The following is a 25,824-nucleotide window of genomic DNA, read 5'->3' as shown; positions in this document are numbered from 1 at the left end:
GTACTTACAGTATCGTTAGAATGATAGAAGGAATTCTCATGCAAGACCCATCCTTACTTCGCCTTGTTTTCTTTGTTAGCGCTTTTGTTTTGTGTGCGTTGTGGGAATATCGTGCGCCAAGAAAAACGTTGACTCAAAATAAATGGTTTCGTTGGGGAAATAACTTCTCATTAATGGCGCTTAACAGTGTTTTATTGGCGACATTAATACCTGTTGCGGCATTTCAAGCGGCACTGATTGCGGAACAAAACCAATGGGGTCTGTTCAATAACATCAGTCTACCCTTTGAAATCACCGTGTTCCTTTGTGTCGTATTATTAGATCTTGCCATTTACACTCAGCACCTGGTGTTTCACCGTATCCCAGCTCTATGGAAACTTCATCGTGTTCATCATGCCGATCTGGATATAGACGTAACTACAGGTACCCGCTTTCATCCCTTTGAGATGATTTTGTCGATGTTGATTAAGGTCGCGTTAATTTTTGTATTGGGTGTGCCCGCACTAGCCGTTGTGGTATTCGAGGTCGTTTTGAATGTAAGTGCAATGTTTAACCACAGTAACGGTCGTTTACCTTTATGGTTCGACAAACAGCTTCGTAAAGTGATTGTCACGCCAGACATGCATCGAGTGCACCACTCTGTGATTGTCAAAGAAACCCATTCTAACTTTGGGTTCTTCTTATCAGTTTGGGATATCTGGTTTAAAACGTATCGTGCTCAACCCAAGCTTGGGCACGACAAGGTCAATATTGGTGTGCCAGAAATACGAGACGGAAAAGAACAAAGACTCGACTTGATGTTACGCCAACCATTCGCTTCCTTCCCTCATTCGGAAGACAAGACCTAACGCCTCAAGACATAATAAAAAATGGCGCCAACTCATTAAGAGATTGCGCCATTTTTATATGCGTAGCTTTTCACCCTTCAGCGGCAATTCCCACTTCCGGACAACGTTGACACATCTACTTCAATACGTACTTATGAAGCATAGCTTGTTGATGGCCTGCGATTTCACCCACTTGCTCAGAACTTTCAATCATGGACTCAAGTTGCAGTTTGGTATTTTCGCCCTGTTCGGACACGCGCGTGATTGAGTGTGTCACATCAACAGTTGCACGAGCCTGTTGCTCTGTTGCGACCATGATTTGCTCGACGCGGCCTTTAATCTGGTTAACCGCAACTTCAATCTTCTCAAAAGCTTGCTTCACATCGCCGCTCGCTTGAAGTGCATTCGCCATCTCAGTTCGTGATTCAGTAACAGACGTACGAGAACGGTCCGCCGCAGCCACCAGCTCATTCATCATGTTTCGGATATTAGTGGTTTGTTGGGATGTACCACTCGCTAATTTCCTTACTTCATCTGCGACTACCGCAAAACCACGACCTTGCTCTCCCGCTCGCGCTGCTTCTATCGCAGCATTCAATGCCAGCAGGTTGGTGTTTTCTGCAATACCACTGATCATGTCGACCATTTCACGAATTTGCTTCACTCGCCCATCAAGATCAGCCATCGACTGTTCGTTCATGTTTAAAGAGTGCTCTAACGCTTGTAAGCGCTCTTGGTTTAAACCAATAACCTGGCTACCACTCACTGACTCGTCTTCTGCGACTTGGGCATCATCATTCGAGGCATTCGAAATACGAGCGATTTCACCAATCGACGCTTCAAGTTGTGTGATTGTGGTGATCATATTCTGCAGAGATTCATTCTGCTCATGCAGGCTCAAGTTGGTTTGCTCTGCAGCGTCGTGACTTACTTCTGCGGTCTGATAAAGCGTTTCACAGTTGCGAGTAACTAAACGTATAGAATCGGCAGTTGAATCGACAACCGTATTAAGTTTAGAGGTGATGACTTGTAGCTCGAGTGGGCCAAGCAACTCACTCTGCTTCGAGAAGTCATGTTCTGCAAGAGACGTTAACTGACGTGTAATGTTTTTTAAGCCTTTGTTCATCCAACGACGCAGTACTAGCCATGACGTAGTAATGATCATTGCGATCACTAACCCACTAATAAATAGCACACGGTCGATGTTAGTAATGGTCTGGTTTACGACCAGTTCACTTTCATCAATCAGTTGAGACGCTGTCGACGATAGCTGATTGAGCGTGTTAATCACCGTATTCGCTAGTCCAATCACTTGCGCTAAGTTTTGCTCTTGTTGTTTGACTAGCTCTAGCTTAAGCAATATTTGTTTGATCACGCCCTCTTCTGTAAAGCCCTCTTTTACCATTTCATAAGGAGCGATTAGGCTCGCGAATTCTGCAATGTCTGGGTGCCAATCTGAGAAATCACTGTAGGCCAAGTTAAGACCTGCGATTCGGTTCCTCAATTGACGATATTCATCTTCTGCTTTCTCTAGGTCGTTTTGCATCATCAACATTAAGAAAGTATTGGCCATCGCAGATGCACTCGACGTAAAGCGGTTGGCCGCATCGCTCGCTTCTGGATTATCTTCAACTAAGAATGAGCTAATACGATTCATTTCAGGACCGATAGATCCTACGCCGTAACGAAACTCACCAATTTTACTGTCGATTAGGTTTTGCTTACTTTGTATTTCAATTTGTGCAGAAAGAACCGTGTCGGTCATTTGTTGTAGCTGTGCCATATCGTCGATAAGGCTTTGCTTTTGTTCAAGAGAAATCGCATCAGGAAAAGATTGGGAGATAAAAAGGAGTTCCTCGAGCGTGTTGTTACTCTCTACAGCGAGTTCATCGATCAAATTACGTGTTTGGTTTAGTGTATCTAAGTCAGTCGATTGGGTGCTATAAGTGAGTAGTTTTACTTGTTCTAATACGCTTTGTGTTAATTCTGCGTTATGCAGAGCGAGTGGCAGAGCTTGTTCAGACAGAGTATCAAAGTAACCTCCTACTCGATCTATGCCACGAATACTGACCATAGATAAAAAGCTGACAAGTAGAAGGATCGAAATAAATACGGCACTAACCGTTTGAATGAGCGAGAATGTATAACGTGAGGGTTTTACCGATAAATTGGTGTCAGTCATGCGAAATCCAGTTTGACTACAAAAAGAGATATCCTTAAGTTAGTCGGTATACTAGAAGCCCTTGATTACGCTTTTATTTCAGTTTTCTTTCAGAAGAGTTACATATGAAATTCAGAAAAATGCTTGCAGTTACAATAACTTTCGCAACATTAACAGCTTGTAGCTCAGCACCATCCCCTTCTAAAAACAGCCAAATTGCAAATAAACCTCTATCAAAGTCAGAACAATTGACTACCAATGCTTATATGAGTGTGTACAAGCAGTGGAAAGGCGTACCTTATCATTTCGGTGGAACTTCATTCAGAGGCGTGGATTGTTCCGCTTTTGTCCAAATTGCCGTGCAAAATGCGACGCAGCAAGCATTACCAAGAACAACAAAAGATCAGAGTAAACAAGGTGTTGAAATTGCTTATGAGCAAGCAAGGAGTGGAGATTTGGTATTTTTCAAGACGTCTTTCACCGTTAGGCATGTAGGTGTGTATTTGGGGAATAACCAGTTCCTACATGCGTCTACGTCGAAAGGTGTAATCATATCTAGGCTAGATAACCCATATTGGGCTTCTAAATTTTGGCACTTTAGGCGCATATAGTGTATTTGCGAGGCCACCAATTGAATTAAAGGCAACCTCATAGAGGTGCTACGCTTTCAGTCCATCAATAAAGAGTACTAACCACAAAAATAGTCAGTAACGACGAAATAGAGGTTAATCGTATTTTGCTACTGCAGTATCGAATAGGTTCTTCACCAATGCGATGTATTCATCCAAGAAAACAATCTGTTCGTTTGTCGCTTTTTTAGCCCACACGCCTGCAAGCACTTCCCCTAGATCAGCAACCACGGCATCCGCTTCTTTAAGCAACTGAAAACGTACACTTGAATGCAGCTCAGGGTTTTGCTCGAAGATCGCCATAATGTTGCTTGAAATCATGTCAGTTACTATGTCTTCGACACTTTCGTTTCCAGTATCACCGTTACCGTTAGTAAATACATCTAGGTTAAATGATAAGTGCTCGATCAAAGCTAGGTAGCCATCGGTTTCTACAACCACAATAAATCTCCGTTTTAAGCTCTAAGGCAGATTAATACGTATTAGGCTAATACTATGTATATGAAGTCATTTGTCATCATTTTATTGCTATAACGAGGATTAAAATGATCTTTGTTAGTATTTAAGTGCAAAATTGAATCAATAATACGCGAAGCAGCTTACTCAATAATAATTACCCGCCTTGCTCAAACCACAACATCTCAAAGCTCTCTTTAGCAATAGCGCGTCAACCATACCAAGCTATTATTGGTTTTCTAGTGGAAGTAAGGTTATTTGGTGTCGCACGTGATATTTGTTCCAACTATTTTGCGATTGGTGATTCACTTTTTACTGATTTATCAAAGGCATTCACATAGCCCGAGTTCACAAAACTGTTAATTGATCCGTACTGTCTTGTACTAGTGCTGAGAACATTGACCAGAACGTCTATAAATCACTCAGATTTGTCCTAAACTATTGCTATCAAACGATAGTATTTCACTCCAACAGTTCATTGAGGATTTCCTATGTGGCAGGCCATTTCTCAACAGCTTTCAGACACACTCTTATTCAATTTTCAGATTACCGAGCGCGTTAAGGTTCCCGGTGGTGACATTAACGATTGCTATATGATCAGCGACGGTAATGAACGTTACTTCGTTAAGGTGAATCAGCGAGAGTTCCTACCTAAGTTTGAGATTGAAGCTGAGAACCTACGTTTATTAAGAGAGACTTCAACAGTCTACGTACCTGAGCTGGTGCTGATTGGTAAAACCAAAGAGTGCTCGTTTATCATTCTTAACTATCTGCCTACCAAACCACTCGAGACAGGCAATAACAGTTATGACTTTGGTGTCCAGCTTGCCAAACTTCATCAGTGGGGTGAGCAAAAAGAGTTTGGTTGCGACCAAGACAACTACATCGGCAGCACGCTTCAACCAAATCCCTGGCATAAAAAATGGGGCCGTTTCTTTTCTGAACAACGCATCGGTTTTCAACTCCAGCTCCTAAAAGAGAAAGGCATCGAGTTCGGGGATATTGACGACATTGTTGGGATGGTGAACATGAGACTTGCTGGCCACAACCCTCGCCCTTCATTACTTCATGGTGATCTTTGGAATGGTAATGTGGCTAATTCAGCATTTGGTCCTATTTGCTACGACCCAGCTTGTTATTGGGGCGACCATGAGTGTGATTTAGCGCTCACTGAACTGTTTCAGGGCTTCCCACCTGAGTTTTATGAAGGATACCAAAGCGTCATGCCGCTTGACGTTGGCTATACTGATCGAAAAGACATTTACAACTTGTACCACCTTCTTAATCACTGTAATCAATTTGGCGGTGAATATCTGGCACAAACAGAAGCGTGCATTCAGAAGATTCAGGCTGTGTAATACTTATCACAATAGATAAGCGGTCAGATGGTATAAGTTAGCTTGAGGAGAATTTGTCATGCAGAAATATACAGAGAAACATGTCTCCTGCCCTCATTGCGGGCACGGTATTAATATAACGCTCGACGCATCCAATGGCAGTCAAGATTTTTACGACGACTGCCCTGCCTGCTGCAATGCCATTCACCTAGACATGCAAGTCGACGAAGTGCGAGACAGAATAAACCTGTCGATCGATGCAGACGATGAGCAGGTATTCTAATTTGTGTTTCTTACAGGCAACAAAATCAAAAAAGAGCACCTAGGATGCTCTTTTTTATTTGGTCATCGCGTAAATAGAACAACGCAGATTAAATGTGACGGTTGATTACTTTTGATTCGCTAGTACACGTTCCACAGTATCAACAATCGCTTGAGTTTGAGGATCAAACTCGATATTTACTTCGTCACCGACTTCACGGCCACCAAATAGCGTGCGATTCAGGGTTTCTGGGATTAAATGTACAGAGAAGCGGTTATCTTCCACTTCACCGATCGTAAGTGAACAACCATCAACACCGATGTACCCTTTGCTTAGAACATACTTCATTGATGTTTCTGGTAGTTCAAACCAAAGTGTGCGGTTGTTTTCCGTTTTGATAACTTCAACTAACTTAGCCATTAACGAAATGTGGCCAGACATGCTGTGACCACCAATCTCGTCACCAAACTTAGCGGCGCGCTCAACATTCACTTTGTCACCTACGTTTAACTCGCCCAAGTTGGTTAGACGTAATGTTGCTTGCATTAAGTCAAAAGAGATTTGGTTACCTGAAATGTCAGTCACTGTCAGGCAACAACCGTTGTGAGCAACAGAAGCGCCGATAGCTAACCCCTGTACCATTTCATCCTTTAACTCAATGGTATGAGTCTGAAACAACTCTTTTTTATTGATAGCAACCAGTGTTGCCATGCCTTGAACGATACCTGTAAACATAAGTTTCCTATTTAGCATTTTACTATGGCAGTTATTGTGACATTTCTTTATGATTCGTCCAATGGAAGCTTAACGATCAGTGTCTCTGATTCCTTCTGAATATTCATTCCTGTCCCATTTTCTTTCTCATCTGGAGTTGTTTGTGCATCGTTACAAAGAAGAAGCCTCAAATCTAATCAAACTTGCGACGCCAGTATTGATCGCATCTATCGCGCAAACTGGCATGAGTTTCGTTGATACTGTTATGGCCGGTGGCGTCAGTGCTATCGATATGGCAGCGGTATCAATAGCGGCAAGTATCTGGCTTCCTTCAATTTTGTTTGGTGTCGGATTACTTATGGCGTTAGTGCCTGTGGTCGCACAACTAAATGGTTCTGGTCGCCAAGTTAAGATTCCTTTTGAGATTCAGCAAGGTGCATTCTTAGCGCTTGTACTTTCGATTCCAATCATTGGAGTCCTTTTCCAAACTCAAGCCATTTTGCAATTGATGGATATTGAAATCCTAATGGCAGAAAAGACCATCGGCTATATGAATGCGGTAATGTTTGCAGTGCCAGCTTTCTTGTTGTTCCAAACCTTAAGAAGTTTTACTGACGGTATGTCTTTGACTAAGCCTGCAATGGTCATTGGTTTTATTGGCCTGTTATTAAACATTCCGCTTAACTGGATGTTTGTTTACGGTAAGCTTGGTGCTCCTGCCCTTGGCGGTGTGGGTTGTGGCGTAGCAACCGCTATCGTTTATTGGATCATGTTTGGCTTACTGTTTACTTATGTGTTGACCTCTAAGCGCTTGGCTAAAATCAACATTTTCGGTCAATTCCATAAACCTCAACTAAAAGCTCAAGTTCGCTTATTTAAACTTGGTTTTCCTGTCGCAGCTGCGCTTTTCTTCGAGGTGACGTTGTTTGCAGTGGTTGCGCTGTTAGTTGCCCCACTCGGCTCATTGATCGTAGCGGCGCACCAAGTTGCGATTAACTTCTCTTCACTGGTGTTTATGATCCCAATGAGTATTGGTGCTGCGGTTAGTATCCGTGTTGGTCATAAACTGGGTGAAAACAACACTGAAGGCGCTAAAATTGCGACTCACGTTGGTATCATTGTTGGCTTGGTAACAGCGTTTATCACAGCGGCACTCACCGTGTTGTTTAGAGAGCAGGTCTCACTTCTTTACACAGAAAACACAGCAGTAATTACCATCGCAATGCAGCTCCTGATTTTTGCGGCGGTATACCAATGTACAGATGCAATTCAAGTCATCGCTGCGGGTGCACTTCGTGGTTATAAAGATATGCGTTCAATCTTCAATCGTACTTTTATCGCTTACTGGCTGCTTGGTCTGCCGATTGGCTACATCTTAGGGATGACGGATTGGATTGTTGAACCAATGGGCGCACACGGCTTCTGGATTGGCTTTATTATTGGTTTGTCTTCAGCAGCAATTATGCTTGGTATGCGTTTGCATTGGATGCACAAACAAAGTGATGAAGTACAGTTGGAGTTCGGCTCTCGCTAACCGCTTCTTAAAGACAAGTTAATTAAACAAAAGAGCACTGATAATCAGAGCTCTTTTTTATTTCATGTACACACTTTTTCCGTGTCCAAAATAGTTATCAACAATGCTTGTTCGGCACGCTGATGTGCAATTGTTTAATAATCACTTTTCTCTCTAACGAACCTTGCAAACTTCGGCTTACCATTTTGAGTGAAGCCATTGTAACGGAAGGTAATTTGACTGCCAATTTCTGGAGGAGACAAGCGCATCTTATCGGTGAAGCCACTTCCAATGTAAAACTCCACACCATCTTCTGTGTGTACTAAAATTGAGCCCATCATCCCCTTATACTTGCCAGTTCCGGTTTTATAGCCAATAACGGTCGCTTCTGCATCGTGATGTCGTTTTAGTTTTAACAAGTCATTACTTCTACCCGCCTGATATCGGCTGGTAATCTTACGAAGCATCAACCCCTCGCCTTTACGCTCATCGACATTATCAAGCTGATGAAACAATGCCTCTTCACTTGCAATCGGTGTATGCTCCACATACCCAATGTGCGGTTCGTTTATCACTCTTACCCAGTGCAAGATGTTGTAGTAACGTTTCTGATAGTCGCCCGCCGCACCTGGCATATCAAACAGCATGAATTCGATCTCTTGCCACGCTGTATCACTTGGAGTGTGGTCTAAGACTGTTGTTTGGACTAAGTGAAAATTGTCTCTTCCAGCCCACAGTTCTCCTTCAAGGTGAACATCCGGTAATTCTTTGACAAACCACTTAGGCGCATAAATTCGATTCCCATTGCGGGTATATAGATGCTTTCCATCCCACAAAGCCCTGATGCCATCGAGCTTTTCGCTGGTCCAATATTCAGACACATCTATACCTTGCTTATAGGTATTTGCTAAAACCAATTGTGCAGGAGGCAGATACGAAGCATGAGAAGGAAACGTAGAAAACGCACACAGTGTTGCTATTGCCAACCTGGTTAGCCTCATTTCAAAATTCCTTTTGTAGCTTGAGCGGTTAAAAGTATGAGCACTTTGCTCAAATCTACTTTCTATCCTAGGTGTTCTAACCATTCATCATTCAATCTTTAATCTAAGATGCGATCAATGCATCAACCTTATCCATAATGGCGTTTCATTCGCAAAATCAATTCGTTACACCTCCCAAAAATCCAACCAATTTTAGTTCTCATATTGAGAAATCACCTTTCTCAATATGAAACACTAAAAATCAAACACTATAAGCCATTGATATGTAAGACCAAAAAAGTTGGCACATTCAGTGCTTTTGTAAACTCATGAACAAAAGGAGATAAGACTATGGAACTACGTAAGATTGACCTAAACACAACAACACTAACACTTTCAATTTTTGGTGATTTAGACGCGGCAGGCAGTCGCGATGCACAAACCGACATTGATGACGTGATTTCTAATGACGGTCATCAAGAGATCGAAGTCGACTTCAGTCAGGTCGAATTTCTTGATTCATCGGGTGTGGGTGCGATTGTTTACATGTTCAAACGCCTAACTGAGCGTGAACGTAACATGCGACTAGAAAACGTGTCGGGTCAACCACTGGAAATCATGAACCTTCTGCGAATTGGACACGCTATCCCTGTTAACTCAAAAAATCCTACAAATTCATGAAGATCCACTAAGCTAGAAGTAACAAAAAATAATAATAAAAAGCGTAAAACAAAGGACGTTGGCATGAATACAATCAAAAACTACATAGCCCTATCTCTGTCTGTGCTAGTTCTGGGTTGCACAAGTTACCCAGAACACGGCACTGGCGGACTAGCCGAGAGTTATGATTCGATGAACTATCAGAATTCTGACTTCTCGCCGGTTATGCCTGACGAACCGTTAGGTCCAGAGCATGGCTTACGTTTTGATTGGCAACTCGCTAAATTGCATTTGGATGCGCTGATTCAAGAAGGCGCGCGTTGGTGCTTCCCCGCTGCGGTTGTCCAAGCCATCGAGAAGCAAAATCGCATCGCTCGCGAGCTTCAAGGAGGCCTACTTTTAGATGCGGCTAACGATTTGGTTATCCAAAGAAAACGCCTAAACGAACTTGAGGTTCAACTTGACTATGTAACTTCACAAGCGCGTTGTGAACCTCCCAAGAACGAAAACCAATTCCGTATGCAGCTGTCGATAATTCAACAACTGTACGATCTACTCAACGTCGACAATCAATTCGCACACAACTCTATCGAAGTGAATCCTAAATATATGGGTAAGCTTGCAGAGGCGTCTTACATCTTAAAAGACAACAAGTCGCTAGAGTTAATAGTGACAGGCCATTCAGACGCAACAGGCTCAGAAGAATACAACGACAAATTAGCCCTAGGCCGAGCGCAACAAGTTGAGCGCTATCTCACTATCTTTGGTCTAAGCCCTAGCCGTATCAAGGCCGTCTCAGTAGGTGAAACCGTACCACTATTTGAAGGTGAATCCGAAGGTACACGCTTAACCAATCGAAGAGTGAGTATCGAAGTCATCTCCCCTGAAAACGCGGCTAAGATGGGGAGCTCACTATGAAATTACTGATTGCGTTACTTATCACGTTATCGATGTTCATCGCGACTTTAGTACATGCCGACGACGACTTTTCGGACGCAGTGCAAGTCGGTGATCTTATCCAAGTGAATGTGCCTGGAGAGAGCGAGTTAAACAAAGGTTACCAAGTGGATAAACGCGGTCGAATCACCCTACCTGAAGTAGGTACTGTGTTCGTCGCAGGCTACGATAAAGAACAGTTGAATAAAGTCGTTCTAGAGTCACTGGCGACGGCTTATAAAGATCTATCGAATGCTTCTGTTTATGTAAAAGAACAACAGATCATTATCTACGTGCAAGGTTACGTTGAACAACCGGGTGAATACACCTTGGCTTTGGGCTCGAGCGTCCAAATGGCGCTGTACGCGGCTGGAGGCTTACGTTCTGGGGCTCAATTGGACAAGTTAATCTTAAAGCGTGGCGCAGAACGTAAAGAGTTTAATTACAAGCGTTTCTTAGATTCTGGCGATGAGGACTACCTGCCTACACTGCAATCACTTGATTCTCTATTTGTCCCTGCTTCACCACTGGTTGGTAATATTGAACAAGAATTTGATCCTGCTAAGCTTGCCAACTCGGGTGACAGCGCGGATTCAAGAAGTTCAATTAAAGTCTTCGGTGAGGTCAACGCACCTGGTTCATTCACTTATAAAGAAAATACCGATCTCGTTGATGTCTTAATGCGCTCTGGCGGCGTAACTCGCTACGCTAGTGTCGAACAAATCCGCGTCATCTCAAACAATACTCCAACGCTATTCAACCTTAAGCGCTACCTTGATTCTGGCGACGAAAGTCTACTGCCAGTGCTACGCCCAGGCTCAACCATTTTTGTGCCAAAACAGGAAGAAGAGATTAAATCCGGTGCGAACATGGTTTATGTAATGGGCGAAGTGGCAGCACCTGGTGCCTTTGAAGGTAAAAAAGGCGCGACCTTCATGGATATCTTGGCTAACGCCGGTGGACCTACTCGCTTCGCTGAGTCTCGCCAAATCCGCGTTATCAAAGCCGATGGTCGAGTACTTCGATTCGATTTAGCCGCCTATACCGAAGGCTTACCGAACTCAAACCCACCAAACATTAAAGCTGGTGATGCGATTTTTGTTCCTGAGAAAACGGATATGAACGAAAAATCTTGGTTGAAGATCGCTCCAGACAGAGCCGTTAACGTGATTGGTGAAGTAAACCGACCTGGTCGAATTGAGTGGTCAGACGAAATGAACTTCATGGGCCTACTCGCGCATGTCGGAGGACCAACTCTACGCGCTGATACTACAAAAATTGAGATTGTGACTGGCAGAAAGCTCGTGGTATTCGATTTAGATGAGTTTATTAAAAACGGTGCACCACGAGACCAAATGCCCTATATCTCTGCTGGCTCAATCGTTCGTGTACACGATTTACCGCAAGACCCATCAGACAATAAATCACAATGGGTTCGCCAAAGCTCTGATGCGTCTATTTACATTTTTGGACAAGTCAACGCACCGGGCCGTTACCGTTTCACTAAAGACATGCATTTCCTAGATATCTTGTCTGCGGCCGACGGCCCTACTGGAGATGCAGACATACACAACATTCGTGTGACCCATCGTGATAAACCTTACGCCAAGGTCAGCAAGCTTAATCTGTCTTTGTATTTTGAAACAGGCGATGAATCGTTACTACCGAATGTCACTACTGGCGATACTATCTATATCCCTGAGAAGAACAAAAACTGGCTAGACAAGCCAAAAGAAGAAACCGTGCGTGTGCTAGGGGCCGTTAATAACCCCGGCCGTTATGCGTTTAACGATAACATGACGATTTTAGATATCTTAGCTGAAGCGGCTGGCCCTACTGACAATGCATACGTTGAGAAGATTACCATTGTAAATATGTCTTGTTGCCAAGGACAAGCTCGCACTTTCGACCTGGTTGAATTTAGTAAAACAGCCAACATTTATAACCTACCGGTTTTGCGCGCTGGAGACACCATTTACATTCCAGACCGTCGTGACAGTTTTATGGAAAAAGCCCGTGTAGGCCTAGAGGACATACTACGTATTACTACCACGATTGTACTAATAGGAGCGTTATAATGACTATTTCAGCAACGCATGCCGAAGTTGAGCAAATCTATTTGGCGTCTGAATTAAACGAACAACGCTCTATCTGTGTTACTGCTTGTCATTCAGGTGACGGCGTAACATCGGTCGCAACTGCCCTCGCCGAGCGTTTCTTGTTAGCGGGTCACTCTACACTGTATGTGGACCTTAACCTGTTCAACCCAGCTTTTAAGAACCTCAATATGCTTGAAGAGGAACAATCAGGTCAGCTTATTGAGCATGTTGAATCACAACGCACGTTTATCGGGGTACCCGCACCGCAAGTCGCATCGACGCAGTTAGCATACAAAGATCCATCGACATTAAAGCAGGCTGTTGCTCAATGGCTAGTTAAATACGACCGCGTAATCATCGATACTTCGCCGCTACTCAACATAAATAAAGGTAATATCCCAGCTCAATCAGTAGCTAGCGCCTGTGATTCAACGCTTCTTGTTGTCGCTTACGGAGATACATCGTCTCATCATCTCGAGCAAGCTAAGAAGCTTCTCGATGCTCAGACTATTTCCTTAACGGGCTGCATCATGAATATGAAGGATACGCCAAGCTTTGCACAAGAACTGGTTAGACAGATAAACCGAATGAAGTTTATCCCAGTTAAGCTACGTGAGCGTCTAGCTAATAAACTCTATCGGAACGAGTTTTTGAACCTGCCGATGTAGAATGTATCCTGCTAGCAGGTGAATTAATGCCAATTACTTCCTCAAATCGCACATTAATCGTATTTTCTAATTTTTGGCGAATTTAATATAGAAAATACGATTTTTGCGACCATTCAATGCATTTCATACACATAATTAGTGGTCATCTCACCTTGAAAACGCCTCAAAGATCAACACAAACCGGCTAACTTTGGTGGTAATGTGACACAGCCTGTTAAAGTGCCATGTAAATAGCGTCAAAGATGGAATTCGTACGAATATTCCCTAAGATTATAAATAGAGGTGGTTTTTGACGAATTTGTAATAGTTTGACAAAGTTATCCGATGGCGGTGAAACACCGTGGATAAATCAAGCAAATCACACTTATGCTTTGTTGCTGTATTGGTTTGCTGATTGATTCACACACTTCCCCCATCCCTCCTTCTGCTCAAATGGTTCAAAACATGGAAAGGATCACCATCGAGCAATTCAGTTAGTCAACTGACCTTGACTAGCTTGGTTGTATTATTAAAGAGAAAGGAAACTCAATATGAAATACAAGTTAAGCTCCGTATTTTTGTTAGTTGCAGCAGCCAGTGGTCATGCTAACGCTGGAGAATGTGGCAGCGTAACAATCGCAGACATGAACTGGAACTCTGCAACTCTTATCGCCAACATCGACCAATTCATCCTTGAGCATGGTTACGATTGTGATGCCGAACTCATCCCTGGTGACACTATGCCAACCGGCACATCCATGATTGAAAAAGGCCAACCAGATGTTGCACCGGAACTATGGAGTAACAGCCTAAAAGACGCTCTTGATAAAGGTGTTGAAGAGAAACGTCTTCGCTACGCAGGTAAAGCTCTTGTAAATGGTGGTGAAGAGGGTTTTTGGGTTCCTGCTTACCTAGTTAAACAAAACCCAGAAATGGCAACAATCGAAGGTGTACGCAAGAACGCTGCGTTGTTCAAGCACCCTGAAGACCCAGATACATCCGCATTTTACAGCTGTCCAGCAGGTTGGAACTGTCAAATCAGTGCCGCTAACCTGTTTGACGCACTTAACCTAGAAGAGAGCGGTTTTACCATCGTAGACCCTGGCTCAAGTGCTGGTTTATCTGGATCTATCGCGAAAGCTTATGAACGTGAAGAAGCTTGGTTCGGTTACTACTGGGCACCAACTGCAGTTCTTGGCAAATATGACATGGTAAAAGTCGACTTTGGCAGTGGTGTTGATAAAGAAGAATTTATCAGCTGTACGACCCAAGAAGGCTGTGAATCTCCTAAAGCAACCATGTACCCGCCTTCTCCTGTCCACACCATTACCACTGAAAGTTTTGCATCGCGCGCACCGGAAGCGTACGACTACTTTACTAAGCGTGGTTTCACCAACGAAAAAATGAATGCTTTACTAGCTTGGATGGAAGACAACCAAGCGGATGGTGAAGAAGCGAGCATACATTTCTTGAGTGAATTCCCAGAAGTATGGCACCCATGGGTTTCTGAAGAAGTCGCAAAAAAGGTTGAAGCTGAGCTTTAATAACAATGCTTAGAGAGTAGTTATATTTGTCTATGGCTACGCTTCAATACAATGGAAATAACGTCGCTATACTTGATGTTATTCGTAATTCGGAGCCTTGTTCACATCGCATTTTAGTGTGTTGAACAAGTGGCTCCGAACTATAAGGATATAAAATGGCTGACAGCAATTGGTTATCGAGCTTCCCAGAAATGGAACGCTCTGATTTGCGAGCAATTAAAAAGACGCTAGACGGCGCATATCGTGAGTTTTCCCGTGAATATGGAGAAATGATCGAATCATTATTTGACCCTCTTCTTTCCTTCCTAGTTTGGTTTGAAAAACTTCTAATCTCTACCCCTTGGCTGATCGTTCTTGGCGTTTGCACGGGCTTAGTTTATGCCGCCAGTCGCTCTTGGAAACTGGCTCTAGGTTGTGTGCTCTCTCTACTTCTCATCGGCTACTTTGGTATGTGGGAAGACACAATGCGGACACTCAGCATCATCACTGTGTGTACCTTAGTTTCTATCTTCCTAGGTATTCCTATTGGTATCGCCATGGCGCGTTCTAATCGCGCACAATCGATCGTTACACCACTGCTGGATATTATGCAGACAATGCCTGCGTTTGTTTACTTAATCCCAGTCGTTATGCTGCTTGGTATTGGTAAAATTCCAGGTCTTATCGCCGTGGTTATTTACGCAATCCCCCCTGTGATTCGTCTAACTAACTTAGGTATTCGTTTAGTCGATAAAGAAGTGTTAGAAGCTGCGACTGCTTTTGGTGCGAGCAAGAAACAGCGTTTATGGGGCGTTCAGTTACCACTGGCAATGCCAACCATCATGGCAGGTATAAACCAAACCATCATGATGGCCCTATCAATGGTGGTTATTGCGTCTATGATTGGTGTTAAGGGCTTAGGACAACCGGTTCTTAAATCGATTACCAACCAATATTTCACTCTAGGCTTGATGAACGGCTTCGCCATTGTTGCACTCGCGATTCTGTTTGACCGAGCGTCACAGGCTTATGCGCGTAGAACCAATGCCCACCTAGGAGGGTTCAAACATGACTAAACCATTAATCGAAATTAGTGGCCTGTTCAAAGTGTTTGGGCCTAAACCTCTGTCCGTAATGGACCGCGTTAAGAATGGCGAGCATAAAGATGCGATTCTCGCCGACACCGGTCATACCGTTGGCCTTAAAGAAATTAACCTTCAGATAAATCGCGGTGAAATCTTTGTGATTATGGGGCTTTCAGGCTCAGGTAAATCAACACTCATCCGTCACTTCAACCGCTTAATTGACCCGACTCAAGGTAAAATCACGGTAGAAGGCATCGACGTAATGAGCTTGAATACCAAAGAACTGGAAGAGTTTCGTCGTCACAAAATGTCGATGGTATTTCAACGCTTTGGGTTGATGCCACACCGAACTGTGGTTGAGAACGTCGCCTATGGCTTGGAAGTCCAAGGTATCAAAAAAGATGAGCGCCTATCAAAAGCAAATGAGTGGTTGGAAACCGTAGGTTTGAAAGGGTATGGCAATCAGTACCCTGCCCAACTTTCGGGTGGTCAACAACAACGTGTCGGCTTATCACGCGCCCTGTGTACTAACGCTGAAATTTTATTAATGGATGAAGCCTTTTCTGCACTCGACCCTCTCATTCGAAGCGAAATGCAAGATCAGTTAATTGAACTTCAAGAGAAACTCCATAAAACCATTGTCTTCATCACCCATGATCTAGACGAAGCCCTCCGCCTAGGTGACCGCATCGCTATCCTTAAAGATGGCGAGTTAGTACAGCAAGGCACGCCTCATGAAATCCTACTTAACCCTGCCGATGATTACGTTGAGGCATTCGTAAAAGACGTGAATCGCGCTCGTGCTTTGACTGTAGAAACAGTTATGCAGCCTCCTTTGTATCGAATCACCTCAGAGACCATCGAAGGTGCATTGGCTCAAATGAAGATGCTCAAGCACGATTACGCTTATCACGTTACTGACGATGGCTATCAAGGTTTGGTCACAAAAGAGAGCTTACAAGACGCTGTTGAAGATTCTTCGGTTCACGATTTCAGTGATGAGATCTACGAAGAAGTTCCTGCGGTATTACCTGATGCAGTGATTGAAGAAGTTCTGCCAGACACCATGTCTTGCGACTACTCTCTTCCGGTCGTGGACGAAGATGGGAACCTCAAAGGTGAACTAGAGAGAAGCGCTGTTGCCGACATCTTCTCAGAGACAAGCGAGGAAGAAGTAGAACCTATCCCAAAGCCAAAAATTGACAAAGCGTCTTAGTCCAAGTCCAACTTGGACAAAGGCGTAACCAATGACTTTATTAACACTAGGCCACCACTATTCAGCAACAGGGTGGCCTTTTTCTTTAGTTTACTAGATTTAGAGGAAACGAGGTTTTTTAGCACTAGAGTCTAAGCCCTTCTCCTATTACACACCTAAGTTCATATTTTGTAAGTAAAAATACATATAATCAATCCGTTAGGTTTATCACAAAGATAGCCACAAGCATGGCTTAATGTCGATTTATTCTGCTGTTTATAAGGCAACCAGTTGAAATTATTCCAGAAAATGACTAAAACTTAAGAGTGCAAACGAGTATTAGACTTCTCGATGATGTAAGTATTTACAGCTCAATAAAAGGACTAGTTTGATGAACTCGACTTTAACGTCAGACACACCTTCAGGTGAAAATAAGCTAAAAAATGAAGAGCTTGTGGAAGAAAGCGTACTTGAACAGATGGTTCGAGATACCAGTCCGGAGATTATTCCAATTTTAATCGACCACTATGTGACAGAGTCACAGGCTCGTTTACTCACCATTAAAGAAGCAGTTAGCAACAACGACGCTCAAACGCTCGAGTTTGAAGTCCATACCCTTGGTAGTACCGCACTTTCGCTAGGTAACCGGCCTTTAGGTAAGTTAGCAAGAGCATTAGAACAGCAGTGTTTAGAAGCGCATCATGAACAAGCCTTTCTGCAGGTTGGCGAGTTAATCGAACTTGCAGAGCGTTCAATCAACGCGTTATTAGAAAGAAAAGAAGCCGGTTTTAGTTAGCGCTCTTTCACCAGATATAAATTAGTTAAATAGCTAAACATAGTCATCACCGATTTACGTTTCATGGTCATCTGTTCGCATAAACAGACTAAACTCAAATAAGACAGCGCGCCCAGTAAGTAACAAAGACCGTCGACTCGTATCTACGCTCAAACATCACTATGTTATTGATTGGTTAGGATAAAGTTTCAAAAGGAATTACACAATGCGCCCTAAGGTATTGTTAGTTGAAGACTCCACCTCCCTCGCCGTACTTTACAAGCAGTACGTAAAAGACGAGCCATACGACATATTTCATGTCGAAACTGGAGCTGAAGCTAAAACATTTATAGAGAGACACGTCCCACAACTGGTTATCCTCGATCTTAAACTGCCTGATATGCCAGGTGAAGAGGTCTTAGATTGGATCAGTGATAACGACATCCCAACCGCTGTAATCATCGCGACAGCCCATGGTTCAGTGAACATTGCCGTTGACCTAATTCAGCGCGGTGCGGAAGACTTCTTGGAAAAGCCAATTCAAGCCGACCGCCTCAAAACATCGGTTAACCTGCATCTGCGCAGAGCCAAACTCGAAAATCTAGTCGACAATATTCAAAGCAAATTCGATCGTGACCGTTTCCATAACTTCATCGGTTCTTGTTTACCGATGCAAGCCGTCTATAAAATCATCGACTCAGTTGCTCCGACAACCGCAAGTGTGTTCATCAATGGCGAGAGCGGGACAGGTAAAGAAGTATGCGCAGAGGCAATTCACCAAGAGAGTCAGCGTGGTGATAAACCATTCGTTGCCATCAACTGTGGTGCTATCCCCCGCGACTTAATGGAAAGCGAAATCTTCGGTCATGTCAAAGGCGCATTTACCGGTGCTACAACCGATCGTAAAGGTGCTGCAATGCAAGCACACGGTGGCACACTGTTTCTGGATGAACTTTGTGAAATGGAATTGGAAATGCAGAAAAAGCTCCTTCGATTCCTACAAACCGGGACTTTTACCCCGTTAGGTGGCAACCGAGAAATCAAAGTAGATGTCAGAATCATCTGTGCGACTAACCGTGACCCTCTCGTCGAAGTAGAAGAAGGTCGATTCCGTGAAGACCTTTACTATCGTGTACATGTGGTGCCTATTGAGATGCCACCGCTGAGAGAAAGAGGAAGTGACATTGTCACTCTAGCTAACCACTTTTTGAAACTTTACGCCAAACAAGACAAGAAGAAATTCAATTCTATCGATAAAGAGACACAAGGTTTACTTAAGCGCTATCCATGGCCGGGCAATGTTCGTCAGCTACAAAACATCATTCGCAACATCGTAGTGTTAAACAATGAAACCAGTGTAACCAAAGAGATGTTACCTGCTCCGATCAATAAAGCAGACGCTACAACCTCAAAAAGCGTTACGCCAATACGTAGCGCTGTTGTGGAAGCCGTGTCGCCAGTTGTTCAAGAAGGTAAGCTGCCTCCAGTCACACCAGAAGAGCTTGAGCGTTCATCTGTCTCTCCAGACACAAATGATCCAATGACACCGGCATTTACCACTAGTGACGGTGCGATACGTCCAATGTGGCAGATAGAACGCGAAGCCATTCAACATGCGATCAATCATTGTGATGGAAATGTGTTAAACGCTGCCGTTTTATTGGAGCTGAGCCCTTCCACTGTTTACCGTAAGAAACAGGCTTGGGAGTCTGAAGATGAGTGTAACCAAGCCTAATTTGGATACTCAAGCTCAACCAACTCAGGTTCAGGGGCATTTAGTTCCTGAACCTCAAGAGATTTGGCTACTCATCGATAGCCAAACCTTTGGTGGAATTGAAACGCATGTCATTGAGCTCGCACTTGGTTTACTTAAACATAACCGCAAAGCTAGAGTCGTCCTGCTCACCAAGTTTGCTCCTCTTCCCCCAGTGATAACACGCTTAAAAGACTTAGACCTGCCTTACAGTCACCTTAACGACTTAGCACCAAGTAAAACCTATTCAGTTTCGCAACTTAAACTGGCAATCACGCAATATAAACCCACGCATGTCCATGCTCATGGCTACAAAGCAAGCATTGTGAGTAAACTGGTGAAGCTAGTGACCCCAAGCCATTGTAAGCCTCGTCAAATATCGACGTATCACGCAGGCGAAACACCTAAAGGCAAAGTTTGGATCTACGATTTTTTAGATAGATATACTGGATTCCTGTCCAATCACTGTTTTGTTGTCAGCAACAAAATACAAGATAAGATCCCGTCACGAACTACCCTGCTTAATAATTTCATTGCGATCCCAGACAGCTCTCCGAATGCTCAACATTTAGTTAACGAAAGCAACAGTGAACAAATTTATCAGGTAGGTTTTATTGGCCGTTTAAGCCACGAAAAAGCGCCAGACCGTTTTGTTGCTCTTGCACAGTTTGCGGCTAATCATAAATTTCACCTATTTGGAGATGGTCCTGAAAGGCAAACGCTCGAAAAGAGTAAACCAAATAACTTAACATTCCATGGACACCAAACCAGTATGGACCATGCATGGAAAACCATTGATGTTTTAGTCATACCATCTCGTTACGAAGGTCTACCTATGGCGGCATTAGAAGCCATGGCTCGCGGCATACCGGTTATAGCGACCAACGTTGGTAATCTATCGCAACTGATTCAGCATGAATCCAATGGTTACATCGCTACAAATGAAAGCGAACTCACTGCATGTTTAACGAGTTGGTTTGACCTCCCTTTTCAAGACAAGCAGACTATGGGAATGAAAGCCAAAGCGACCATCCGCGAGCATTACTCTCCACAAGCTGTTATTCCCCAGATCCTAGCCTGCTACAGTGCATAACGTTGCCACACCATAGATTCAATCCAAATAACAATGGCAAGCGCGTTTCCAATTTGATTCTCATTTTGACCCGCCTCAACTCAACGTTTTAGAAAAATCTAAATTGAACATAAATACAATAACTTAGTGTCAGTCGATATGTGGCATTCACCTTGCTATGTCTTTAGTTGAATAATAAAAAACGCTAGGGATTTACAATGAGAGACCAAGTTAACCGAACACCGCTAATTTTAGGGCTCTCATTGCTAAGCCTTGTTATTGGTGCTGCTTGGTATCTCGTTCCTCACCCAGCAGTGGCTATCGGACTCGCCTTTATCCCGCTTGGTGCCTTGTTCGTCATCAATAAGGCATTTTGGTTTGTAATTCTGTTTGTTGTGTTCTCTTTTTTCAGGATTCATGAAGCATTACCAGTACTCTATCCAATGAAGATCCCTTTGTTACTGTCCATGGGGGCATTGTCGGCATTGCTGTGGCACTCACTGGTCAGTAGAGAGCTTAAAATCTCTTGGCATCATTCTCTGAATTGGCTGGTTATCTTTTGGATTCTCACGATCATTGGGATTGTTTTTGCCTCTAATAGACCGATCGCGTTAGCTGAATTTAAAGGTATCTACTGGAAGATTATTGTCATGACTCTTGCCATTACTTGGCTCGTGAACACCACGGAAGACTTAGCGAAAACGGCGATGACGATCATATACGCGGGAGCTCTGGTCAGCACCATCGCCGTTTACAACTCAATCAACGGTATTGGTTTGGTCGAAGGCACACGCGTAACCATAGGTCGTGATTTTGGGTCAATGCTCGGAGATCCTAACGATTTGGCGCTGGTATTAATGTTCCCTCTCGCATTTACTATCAGTCAAGCCAGCACTTCCGGAATCCCATTATTTAAACGAATTATAAGTGGCTTCGTTTGCGTGCTACTACTCGCTGCTATCATCGCAACGCAGAGCCGTGGTGGACTATTAGGGTGTATTGCCGTGATTGGTATATTTGCTTGGAAGTTGGTTCACTCTAAACTCTTGTTAATGTCTGGCGGAGCAATTGCCGCAGTCGTCCTTTACTTAGCTGCTGGAATATCAGACAGAGCTTCAGGTGGTGCGGCCGAAGAAGGGATTGATGAATCCGCTATGGGACGAATATACGCTTGGGAAGCCGCTTTCAAAATGGCATTAGACAACCCTCTTACTGGGGTTGGCTTAAATAACTTCTACTCTAATTACTTTTTTTATAGCGCTTATTGGGATGGATTAAATCATGCTGTGCACAGCACCTGGTTTGGCGTTTTAGCTGAAACTGGATTTATTGGGTTGATCATTTTCGTAGGGCTTATCGTATCTCTGATCAAAACCTCTCGTGCCACCTTGGCGCAACTTAAAGCTGCGGGTTCCAATGTCCCACCAGAACTCAATGCTATCGCCTACGCGGTCTACGCAGGCCTGATCGGTACCATTGTTTCCGGCACTTTTCTAACTCAAGGCTTCAACTGGCCGATTTACATCCTTGCAGCACTCACAGTTTGCGTTTCAAACGTATCTCAAACTGCTTGTCAAAATGAGAAAATCTAAAAGCTAAACCTTAACTCATTGAAAATATGGGCTTTACTATATGGCACACAATATGAAGGTACTTCTATATAACAACAGAGAAGGAATTTCATTATGACGTCAGCAAGCATCCATCAATTTAAACACTGGCTTAAGTTTCACCCTAATTCTCGAATTAGAAATGTTTTTTTCATTTTGAAAAACATCAGAAGCGCCGAGCTCCCTACTCCTCAGATCTTCAATCGTTGCCTATACCAAACACACAAATTGATTGTGAATGTCATCGGGGGATTTACTCGCTTTTGCTACTGGACCCCAGCGTTCAAAGGCAGAGTCGCACAGTGTGGTAAGCGCCTATATTTGTATGGAGGCCTACCTTTCGTAAGTGGACCACTGCAAATTTCAATTGGGAATGACTGTCGTATATCGGGTCACACTACATTTTCAGGGTGTACGCAGCCGCTCGACGGTTTAGAGCATCCGTTACTGTCAATTGGTGATAATGTTGATGTGGGTTGGCAATCAACTATCGCGGTCGGCAAACGAGTGATTATCTCCGACAACGTCCGAATTGCTGGCGGTGCCTTTCTTTTTGGTTACTCCGGCCACCCACTTGATGCGACACGTCGTGCAAACGGTGAAGGTGATGACCCACAACAGATTGGCGACATCATACTAGAACGAGATGTGTGGCTAGGGACCAATGTAACTGTCAAAGGCGGCGTGACAATTGGTGAAGGTGCCGTGATTGCTGCCGGTAGCGTTGTAACCAAAAGTATTGCCCCATTCTCTATTGCCGCAGGTAATCCCGCACGAGTGGTTGGGGAAATAAAATCCGAAGAAGTGACGGAGTCGGATGTTTTTGATGCATTTGAGACTCACGGAGGTGACCATGCGTGATCTCATTGTATTCGGTGAAGACTTTGGCGGACTTCCATCGTCAACCCAGCACTTAGTTCGCCAACTAGTTAAAACACATAAAGTACTTTGGATTAACTCCATTGGCCTTAGACAACCACGCTTAAGCGTGAAAGATGTAACGCGTGCGTTCAATAAGTTGTTTGGTAAGACTAACGCAATCACCCAGAACATGTCGGACTCTGTTGGCCTCAATAACATTAAAGTCGCCAACTTGAGAACCATTCCTGCTCCTGCATCATACGCTTCGCGCAAGCTCGCTCAAATGATGATGTTGCAACAGTTAAAACCAATGATTGAAGAGCTTAACTTACAAGACCCTATCCTGTGGACGTCACTTCCTACTGCAGTTGACCTGTGTGGGCATCTGGGTGAGTCTGCTGTCGTTTATTATTGCGGCGATGATTTCAATGCGCTCGCAGGCGTTGACCACCAAACTGTCGCTGAGCACGAATCTAAACTTATAGATAAAGCGGATCTGATTTTCGCAGCGAGTAAAGAGTTAGTGAAAAAGTTTCCTAAATCTAAAACGCAGCTGCTTCCACACGGCGTTGATGTTGAGCTATTTTCTACACCAGTAGCCAGAGCTGAAGACCTGCCAAGCAGTCATCGTCCGATTGCAGGGTTTTATGGCAGCCTGTCGAAGTGGCTAGACTATGACATGATCGGACATGTTGCTCACGCAATGCCTGAATGGGATTTTGTATTCATTGGGCCCAACGAGCTTGATACGCTAATGTTACCAAAGTTACACAATGTCCATTACCTTGGCCCAAGACCACATCACACCTTACCAAGTTACTCACAACATTGGGATATTAGTTTGCTGCCCTTCGTAGACAATGAGCAAATACAAGCGTGTAGCCCACTTAAGCTAATGGAATACTTAGCTGCAGGCACACCCATCGTAACAACACCATTCCCTGCGATGGCGTCTTATCAGAAGCACGTTACAGCTATCAACAATGCCCAGGAAATGATCCAAGCACTTAACAACGCTCGTCAACTCACTCACTCGCCTATCTCTATCGTCGAAAAAGACAGCTGGAAAAACCGTGGCAACTTCGTACATTGGATGCTGGAGCTATTATGAACAATCTCAAGCTGCGTTTATTAAGCATATTGAACGGGATGTGGCGTCAGCGCTACGTGATTCTAATCCCTATTCTTATCTTGCCATTTGTGGGGTTTGGTGTGAGTAAACTTGCGCCAACAAAATACGATTCGCACACCAGTATGCTGATACAAGAAACCGCGAAAATGAATCCGTTTCTTGAGGACATCGCCGTTTCTACCATGCTTAAAGACAGAATGAGTGCACTTAGAACCCTGTTACACAGCCGTCACGTTCTTTATTCGGTGGCAGATGAGCTTCAGCTAACAAAACCAGATATGTCGGAAGTTCAAAAACAAGAGATCATTACGGATTTGTCAGAACGTTTATCTGTTACTCAAATGGGTAAAGATTTCTTAAAAATAAGTCTTACCTCTAACACGCCGATCGGTATGGAAGAGACACTTAGTTCCGTCAGCGAGCATTTTATAGAGCAAATATTGGCTCCAGAACGTTCGTCGATCCAAGACTCGAGTAGTTTCCTTAGAATTCACATCGACGAGCGAAGCGCCGAACTGGCAAAGGCGGAAGAAGAGTTAGCGAGATATATTAATGAAAATGTACACTCAACTCCTGAGGTTCAAAGCCAAAGCTTGAATCGATTGGCTTCGTTAAAGCAAACCCTAGCCGAGAAAGAAGCCGAGTTATCAGGCGTTGAAAAAAGCCTAGGGTCAATTGACCAACAACTATCAAAAACCAATCCTGTTATCGGACGATTAGAAGATCAGATCATTGACACACAAAGTTCGTTAACCTTATTAAAAGCAAAGTACACCAATAAACACAGTGCTGTACAGGCGAAGGTCCTTGAATTGGAACGTCTTGAGAACGAAAGAAAAACACTGCTCGCACAGAAGCAACCCGGAATGAACAGTGACCAATTGTGGGATATAGCGAGTAGCACCTCACTAGACAAACTCTCCGACACGCAACCTCTTTTAGTGACTCAACTTCATAACCTTCAACTTGTTCGGGGGCGCTATGAGTCATTAAAAGAAGAGACAAAAAGCCTTAAAACCATGATTTTTGAATTGGAACACAAGGCAAACAACTTCGGTGACAACGCAAAAGAGATGTACCGTTTGCAGCGTGATGTAGAAGTTAAGCGACAACTATTCGATGAACTTAATGAACGTTATGAGATGGCTCAGTTAACTGGCTCGCTAGGTGTGTTCGAAGAAAATAAACGTGTGAAGATTATCGACTTACCTTACACCCCGAGTATCAAATCGAATATGCCGACCTTCATATTCATCCTAGCAGGTCTGATCGCAGGCATTGGCTTGGGTGCGGGGTTAGCGATACTGTTCGAATTGTTTGACTCATCGATCAAACGAAAAAGTGATATTGAAGCGATCATGGGCGTGTCGGTATTAACGGTCATTCCGAACATGAACTAAGGGCTCACTATTAAAGAAACGAGCGCCAACCTGATGTTGGTGCTCTTTTTTTAGCGATAAACAGCATTGTTGTTCCATTGGAGATTTGAGCCGATTCCTCTCACTGTCGATTGTCTTTTGATTCCTATTTTGAGAATGTAAAATCAACAGACACTAAATTAAATTAAGCCATTGATTAAACTTAATTAATTTTCTGG

The 25,824-nt window shown here is 43.7% G+C and carries 23 protein-coding genes; 19 read left to right on the top strand and 4 right to left on the bottom strand.

Annotated elements, in window-relative coordinates:
• Window positions 1-38: 38 nt before the first annotated feature.
• On the top strand, window positions 39-848 hold the full coding sequence (locus F0228_RS05685; protein ID WP_171731177.1) for a sterol desaturase family protein: 810 nt from the start codon (window positions 39-41) through the stop codon (window positions 846-848).
• 115 nt (window positions 849-963) lie between these two features.
• Here the strand turns inward: F0228_RS05685 and F0228_RS05680 are convergent, their stop codons facing one another.
• Window positions 964-3,009: a methyl-accepting chemotaxis protein gene (locus F0228_RS05680; RefSeq protein ID WP_171731178.1), complete on the bottom strand. Its 2,046-nt coding sequence runs from the start codon at window positions 3,007-3,009 to the stop codon at window positions 964-966.
• Window positions 3,010-3,113: 104 nt separating this feature from the next.
• Here F0228_RS05680 and F0228_RS05675 point away from each other — a divergent pair, with 104 nt between their 5' ends.
• The gene (locus tag F0228_RS05675; RefSeq protein ID WP_061034065.1) at window positions 3,114-3,599 is read left to right on the top strand and encodes an NlpC/P60 family protein; all 486 of its coding nucleotides are present in this window, start codon (window positions 3,114-3,116) and stop codon (window positions 3,597-3,599) included.
• Window positions 3,600-3,713: 114 nt separating this feature from the next.
• On the opposite strand, the gene F0228_RS05670 is transcribed toward F0228_RS05675, so the two are convergent.
• Window positions 3,714-4,058, bottom strand: a complete 345-nt coding sequence (locus F0228_RS05670) for a DUF3802 family protein (protein WP_008217871.1) — start codon at window positions 4,056-4,058, stop codon at window positions 3,714-3,716.
• A gap of 506 nt (window positions 4,059-4,564) precedes the next feature.
• On the opposite strand from F0228_RS05670, the gene F0228_RS05665 reads away from it, so the two are divergent.
• The gene (locus tag F0228_RS05665; RefSeq protein ID WP_061034066.1) at window positions 4,565-5,431 is read left to right on the top strand and encodes a fructosamine kinase family protein; all 867 of its coding nucleotides are present in this window, start codon (window positions 4,565-4,567) and stop codon (window positions 5,429-5,431) included.
• Window positions 5,432-5,489: 58 nt separating this feature from the next.
• On the top strand, window positions 5,490-5,693 hold the full coding sequence (locus tag F0228_RS05660; RefSeq protein WP_008217868.1) for a CPXCG motif-containing cysteine-rich protein: 204 nt from the start codon (window positions 5,490-5,492) through the stop codon (window positions 5,691-5,693).
• A gap of 105 nt (window positions 5,694-5,798) precedes the next feature.
• On the opposite strand, the gene F0228_RS05655 is transcribed toward F0228_RS05660, so the two are convergent.
• Window positions 5,799-6,407: a riboflavin synthase subunit alpha gene (locus tag F0228_RS05655; RefSeq protein WP_171731180.1), complete on the bottom strand. Its 609-nt coding sequence runs from the start codon at window positions 6,405-6,407 to the stop codon at window positions 5,799-5,801.
• A gap of 142 nt (window positions 6,408-6,549) precedes the next feature.
• Here F0228_RS05655 and F0228_RS05650 point away from each other — a divergent pair, with 142 nt between their 5' ends.
• Window positions 6,550-7,920, top strand: coding sequence for an MATE family efflux transporter (locus tag F0228_RS05650; RefSeq protein ID WP_061034068.1), 1,371 nt, complete (start codon window positions 6,550-6,552; stop codon window positions 7,918-7,920).
• A 134-nt stretch (window positions 7,921-8,054) separates the two neighbouring features.
• Here F0228_RS05650 and F0228_RS05645 read toward each other — a convergent pair whose 3' ends face one another.
• The gene (locus F0228_RS05645; RefSeq protein ID WP_171761984.1) at window positions 8,055-8,900 is read right to left on the bottom strand and encodes a DNA ligase; all 846 of its coding nucleotides are present in this window, start codon (window positions 8,898-8,900) and stop codon (window positions 8,055-8,057) included.
• A gap of 330 nt (window positions 8,901-9,230) precedes the next feature.
• Here F0228_RS05645 and F0228_RS05640 point away from each other — a divergent pair, with 330 nt between their 5' ends.
• The 14 genes from F0228_RS05640 (at window position 9,231) to F0228_RS05575 (ending at window position 25,627) form a co-directional block, all read left to right on the top strand.
• Window positions 9,231-9,560 (top strand): STAS domain-containing protein, encoded by a 330-nt coding sequence (locus F0228_RS05640; RefSeq protein ID WP_061034070.1) that lies wholly within the window; start codon window positions 9,231-9,233, stop codon window positions 9,558-9,560.
• A gap of 63 nt (window positions 9,561-9,623) precedes the next feature.
• Window positions 9,624-10,457, top strand: a complete 834-nt coding sequence (locus F0228_RS05635; protein ID WP_171731182.1) for an OmpA family protein — start codon at window positions 9,624-9,626, stop codon at window positions 10,455-10,457.
• Window positions 10,454-12,553 (top strand): SLBB domain-containing protein, encoded by a 2,100-nt coding sequence (locus F0228_RS05630; RefSeq protein ID WP_171731183.1) that lies wholly within the window; start codon window positions 10,454-10,456, stop codon window positions 12,551-12,553. Before F0228_RS05635 ends, F0228_RS05630 begins: the two co-directional genes overlap by 4 nt.
• A complete protein-coding gene (locus F0228_RS05625; RefSeq protein WP_061034073.1) occupies window positions 12,553-13,242 on the top strand; it encodes a tyrosine-protein kinase family protein in 690 nt (229 codons plus the stop codon). Before F0228_RS05630 ends, F0228_RS05625 begins: the two co-directional genes overlap by 1 nt.
• A 530-nt stretch (window positions 13,243-13,772) precedes the next feature.
• The gene (locus F0228_RS05620; RefSeq protein ID WP_061034074.1) at window positions 13,773-14,765 is read left to right on the top strand and encodes an ABC transporter substrate-binding protein; all 993 of its coding nucleotides are present in this window, start codon (window positions 13,773-13,775) and stop codon (window positions 14,763-14,765) included.
• A gap of 155 nt (window positions 14,766-14,920) precedes the next feature.
• The gene (locus F0228_RS05615) at window positions 14,921-15,820 is read left to right on the top strand and encodes a proline/glycine betaine ABC transporter permease (RefSeq protein WP_008217852.1); all 900 of its coding nucleotides are present in this window, start codon (window positions 14,921-14,923) and stop codon (window positions 15,818-15,820) included.
• A complete protein-coding gene (locus tag F0228_RS05610; protein ID WP_008217849.1) occupies window positions 15,813-17,045 on the top strand; it encodes a glycine betaine/L-proline ABC transporter ATP-binding protein in 1,233 nt (410 codons plus the stop codon). The genes F0228_RS05615 and F0228_RS05610 overlap by 8 nt, the downstream gene beginning before the upstream one ends.
• 370 nt (window positions 17,046-17,415) lie before the next feature.
• Entirely contained in the window at window positions 17,416-17,820 is a 405-nt protein-coding gene (locus tag F0228_RS05605) for an Hpt domain-containing protein (RefSeq protein WP_061034075.1), read from the top strand.
• Window positions 17,821-18,025: 205 nt separating this feature from the next.
• A complete protein-coding gene (locus F0228_RS05600) occupies window positions 18,026-19,534 on the top strand; it encodes a sigma-54 dependent transcriptional regulator (RefSeq protein ID WP_061034076.1) in 1,509 nt (502 codons plus the stop codon).
• Complete coding sequence (locus F0228_RS05595) at window positions 19,515-20,645, top strand: glycosyltransferase family 4 protein (RefSeq protein ID WP_253820280.1); 1,131 nt, start codon at window positions 19,515-19,517, stop codon at window positions 20,643-20,645. Before F0228_RS05600 ends, F0228_RS05595 begins: the two co-directional genes overlap by 20 nt.
• 197 nt (window positions 20,646-20,842) lie before the next feature.
• Window positions 20,843-22,216, top strand: coding sequence for an O-antigen ligase family protein (locus F0228_RS05590; RefSeq protein ID WP_116870550.1), 1,374 nt, complete (start codon window positions 20,843-20,845; stop codon window positions 22,214-22,216).
• A gap of 93 nt (window positions 22,217-22,309) precedes the next feature.
• Window positions 22,310-23,095, top strand: a complete 786-nt coding sequence (locus F0228_RS05585) for an acyltransferase (RefSeq protein ID WP_116870549.1) — start codon at window positions 22,310-22,312, stop codon at window positions 23,093-23,095.
• A complete protein-coding gene (locus tag F0228_RS05580) occupies window positions 23,088-24,206 on the top strand; it encodes a glycosyltransferase (protein ID WP_171761983.1) in 1,119 nt (372 codons plus the stop codon). Before F0228_RS05585 ends, F0228_RS05580 begins: the two co-directional genes overlap by 8 nt.
• Window positions 24,203-25,627: a Wzz/FepE/Etk N-terminal domain-containing protein gene (locus tag F0228_RS05575; RefSeq protein ID WP_061034080.1), complete on the top strand. Its 1,425-nt coding sequence runs from the start codon at window positions 24,203-24,205 to the stop codon at window positions 25,625-25,627. Before F0228_RS05580 ends, F0228_RS05575 begins: the two co-directional genes overlap by 4 nt.
• The last annotated feature ends 197 nt before the right edge of the window (window positions 25,628-25,824 follow it).

Origin of the sequence: Vibrio sp. 99K-1, assembly GCF_013114585.1 — a bacterium.
Classification (GTDB): domain Bacteria; phylum Pseudomonadota; class Gammaproteobacteria; order Enterobacterales; family Vibrionaceae; genus Vibrio; species Vibrio chagasii_B.
Note: the sequence above shows the minus strand (reverse complement) of the source record. Positions and strands in the feature narration are given on the sequence as shown.

Excerpts from the sequence above, each read along its gene's own strand:
- F0228_RS05645 (WP_171761984.1), bottom strand. The coding sequence starts at position 8,900 with ATGAGGCTAACCAGGTTGGCAATAGCAACACTGTGTGCGTTTTCTACG.
- F0228_RS05600 (WP_061034076.1), top strand. The coding sequence starts at position 18,026 with ATGCGCCCTAAGGTATTGTTAGTTGAAGACTCCACCTCCCTCGCCGTA.
- F0228_RS05665 (WP_061034066.1), top strand. The coding sequence starts at position 4,565 with ATGTGGCAGGCCATTTCTCAACAGCTTTCAGACACACTCTTATTCAAT.
- F0228_RS05585 (WP_116870549.1), top strand. The coding sequence starts at position 22,310 with ATGACGTCAGCAAGCATCCATCAATTTAAACACTGGCTTAAGTTTCAC.
- F0228_RS05640 (WP_061034070.1), top strand. The coding sequence starts at position 9,231 with ATGGAACTACGTAAGATTGACCTAAACACAACAACACTAACACTTTCA.
- F0228_RS05590 (WP_116870550.1), top strand. The coding sequence starts at position 20,843 with ATGAGAGACCAAGTTAACCGAACACCGCTAATTTTAGGGCTCTCATTG.
- F0228_RS05680 (WP_171731178.1), bottom strand. The coding sequence starts at position 3,009 with ATGACTGACACCAATTTATCGGTAAAACCCTCACGTTATACATTCTCG.
- F0228_RS05605 (WP_061034075.1), top strand. The coding sequence starts at position 17,416 with ATGAACTCGACTTTAACGTCAGACACACCTTCAGGTGAAAATAAGCTA.
- F0228_RS05660 (WP_008217868.1), top strand. The coding sequence starts at position 5,490 with ATGCAGAAATATACAGAGAAACATGTCTCCTGCCCTCATTGCGGGCAC.
- F0228_RS05655 (WP_171731180.1), bottom strand. The coding sequence starts at position 6,407 with ATGTTTACAGGTATCGTTCAAGGCATGGCAACACTGGTTGCTATCAAT.
- F0228_RS05615 (WP_008217852.1), top strand. The coding sequence starts at position 14,921 with ATGGCTGACAGCAATTGGTTATCGAGCTTCCCAGAAATGGAACGCTCT.
- F0228_RS05620 (WP_061034074.1), top strand. The coding sequence starts at position 13,773 with ATGAAATACAAGTTAAGCTCCGTATTTTTGTTAGTTGCAGCAGCCAGT.
- F0228_RS05635 (WP_171731182.1), top strand. The coding sequence starts at position 9,624 with ATGAATACAATCAAAAACTACATAGCCCTATCTCTGTCTGTGCTAGTT.
- F0228_RS05685 (WP_171731177.1), top strand. The coding sequence starts at position 39 with ATGCAAGACCCATCCTTACTTCGCCTTGTTTTCTTTGTTAGCGCTTTT.
- F0228_RS05675 (WP_061034065.1), top strand. The coding sequence starts at position 3,114 with ATGAAATTCAGAAAAATGCTTGCAGTTACAATAACTTTCGCAACATTA.
- F0228_RS05610 (WP_008217849.1), top strand. The coding sequence starts at position 15,813 with ATGACTAAACCATTAATCGAAATTAGTGGCCTGTTCAAAGTGTTTGGG.
- F0228_RS05580 (WP_171761983.1), top strand. The coding sequence starts at position 23,088 with ATGCGTGATCTCATTGTATTCGGTGAAGACTTTGGCGGACTTCCATCG.
- F0228_RS05575 (WP_061034080.1), top strand. The coding sequence starts at position 24,203 with ATGAACAATCTCAAGCTGCGTTTATTAAGCATATTGAACGGGATGTGG.
- F0228_RS05595 (WP_253820280.1), top strand. The coding sequence starts at position 19,515 with ATGAGTGTAACCAAGCCTAATTTGGATACTCAAGCTCAACCAACTCAG.
- F0228_RS05630 (WP_171731183.1), top strand. The coding sequence starts at position 10,454 with ATGAAATTACTGATTGCGTTACTTATCACGTTATCGATGTTCATCGCG.
- F0228_RS05625 (WP_061034073.1), top strand. The coding sequence starts at position 12,553 with ATGACTATTTCAGCAACGCATGCCGAAGTTGAGCAAATCTATTTGGCG.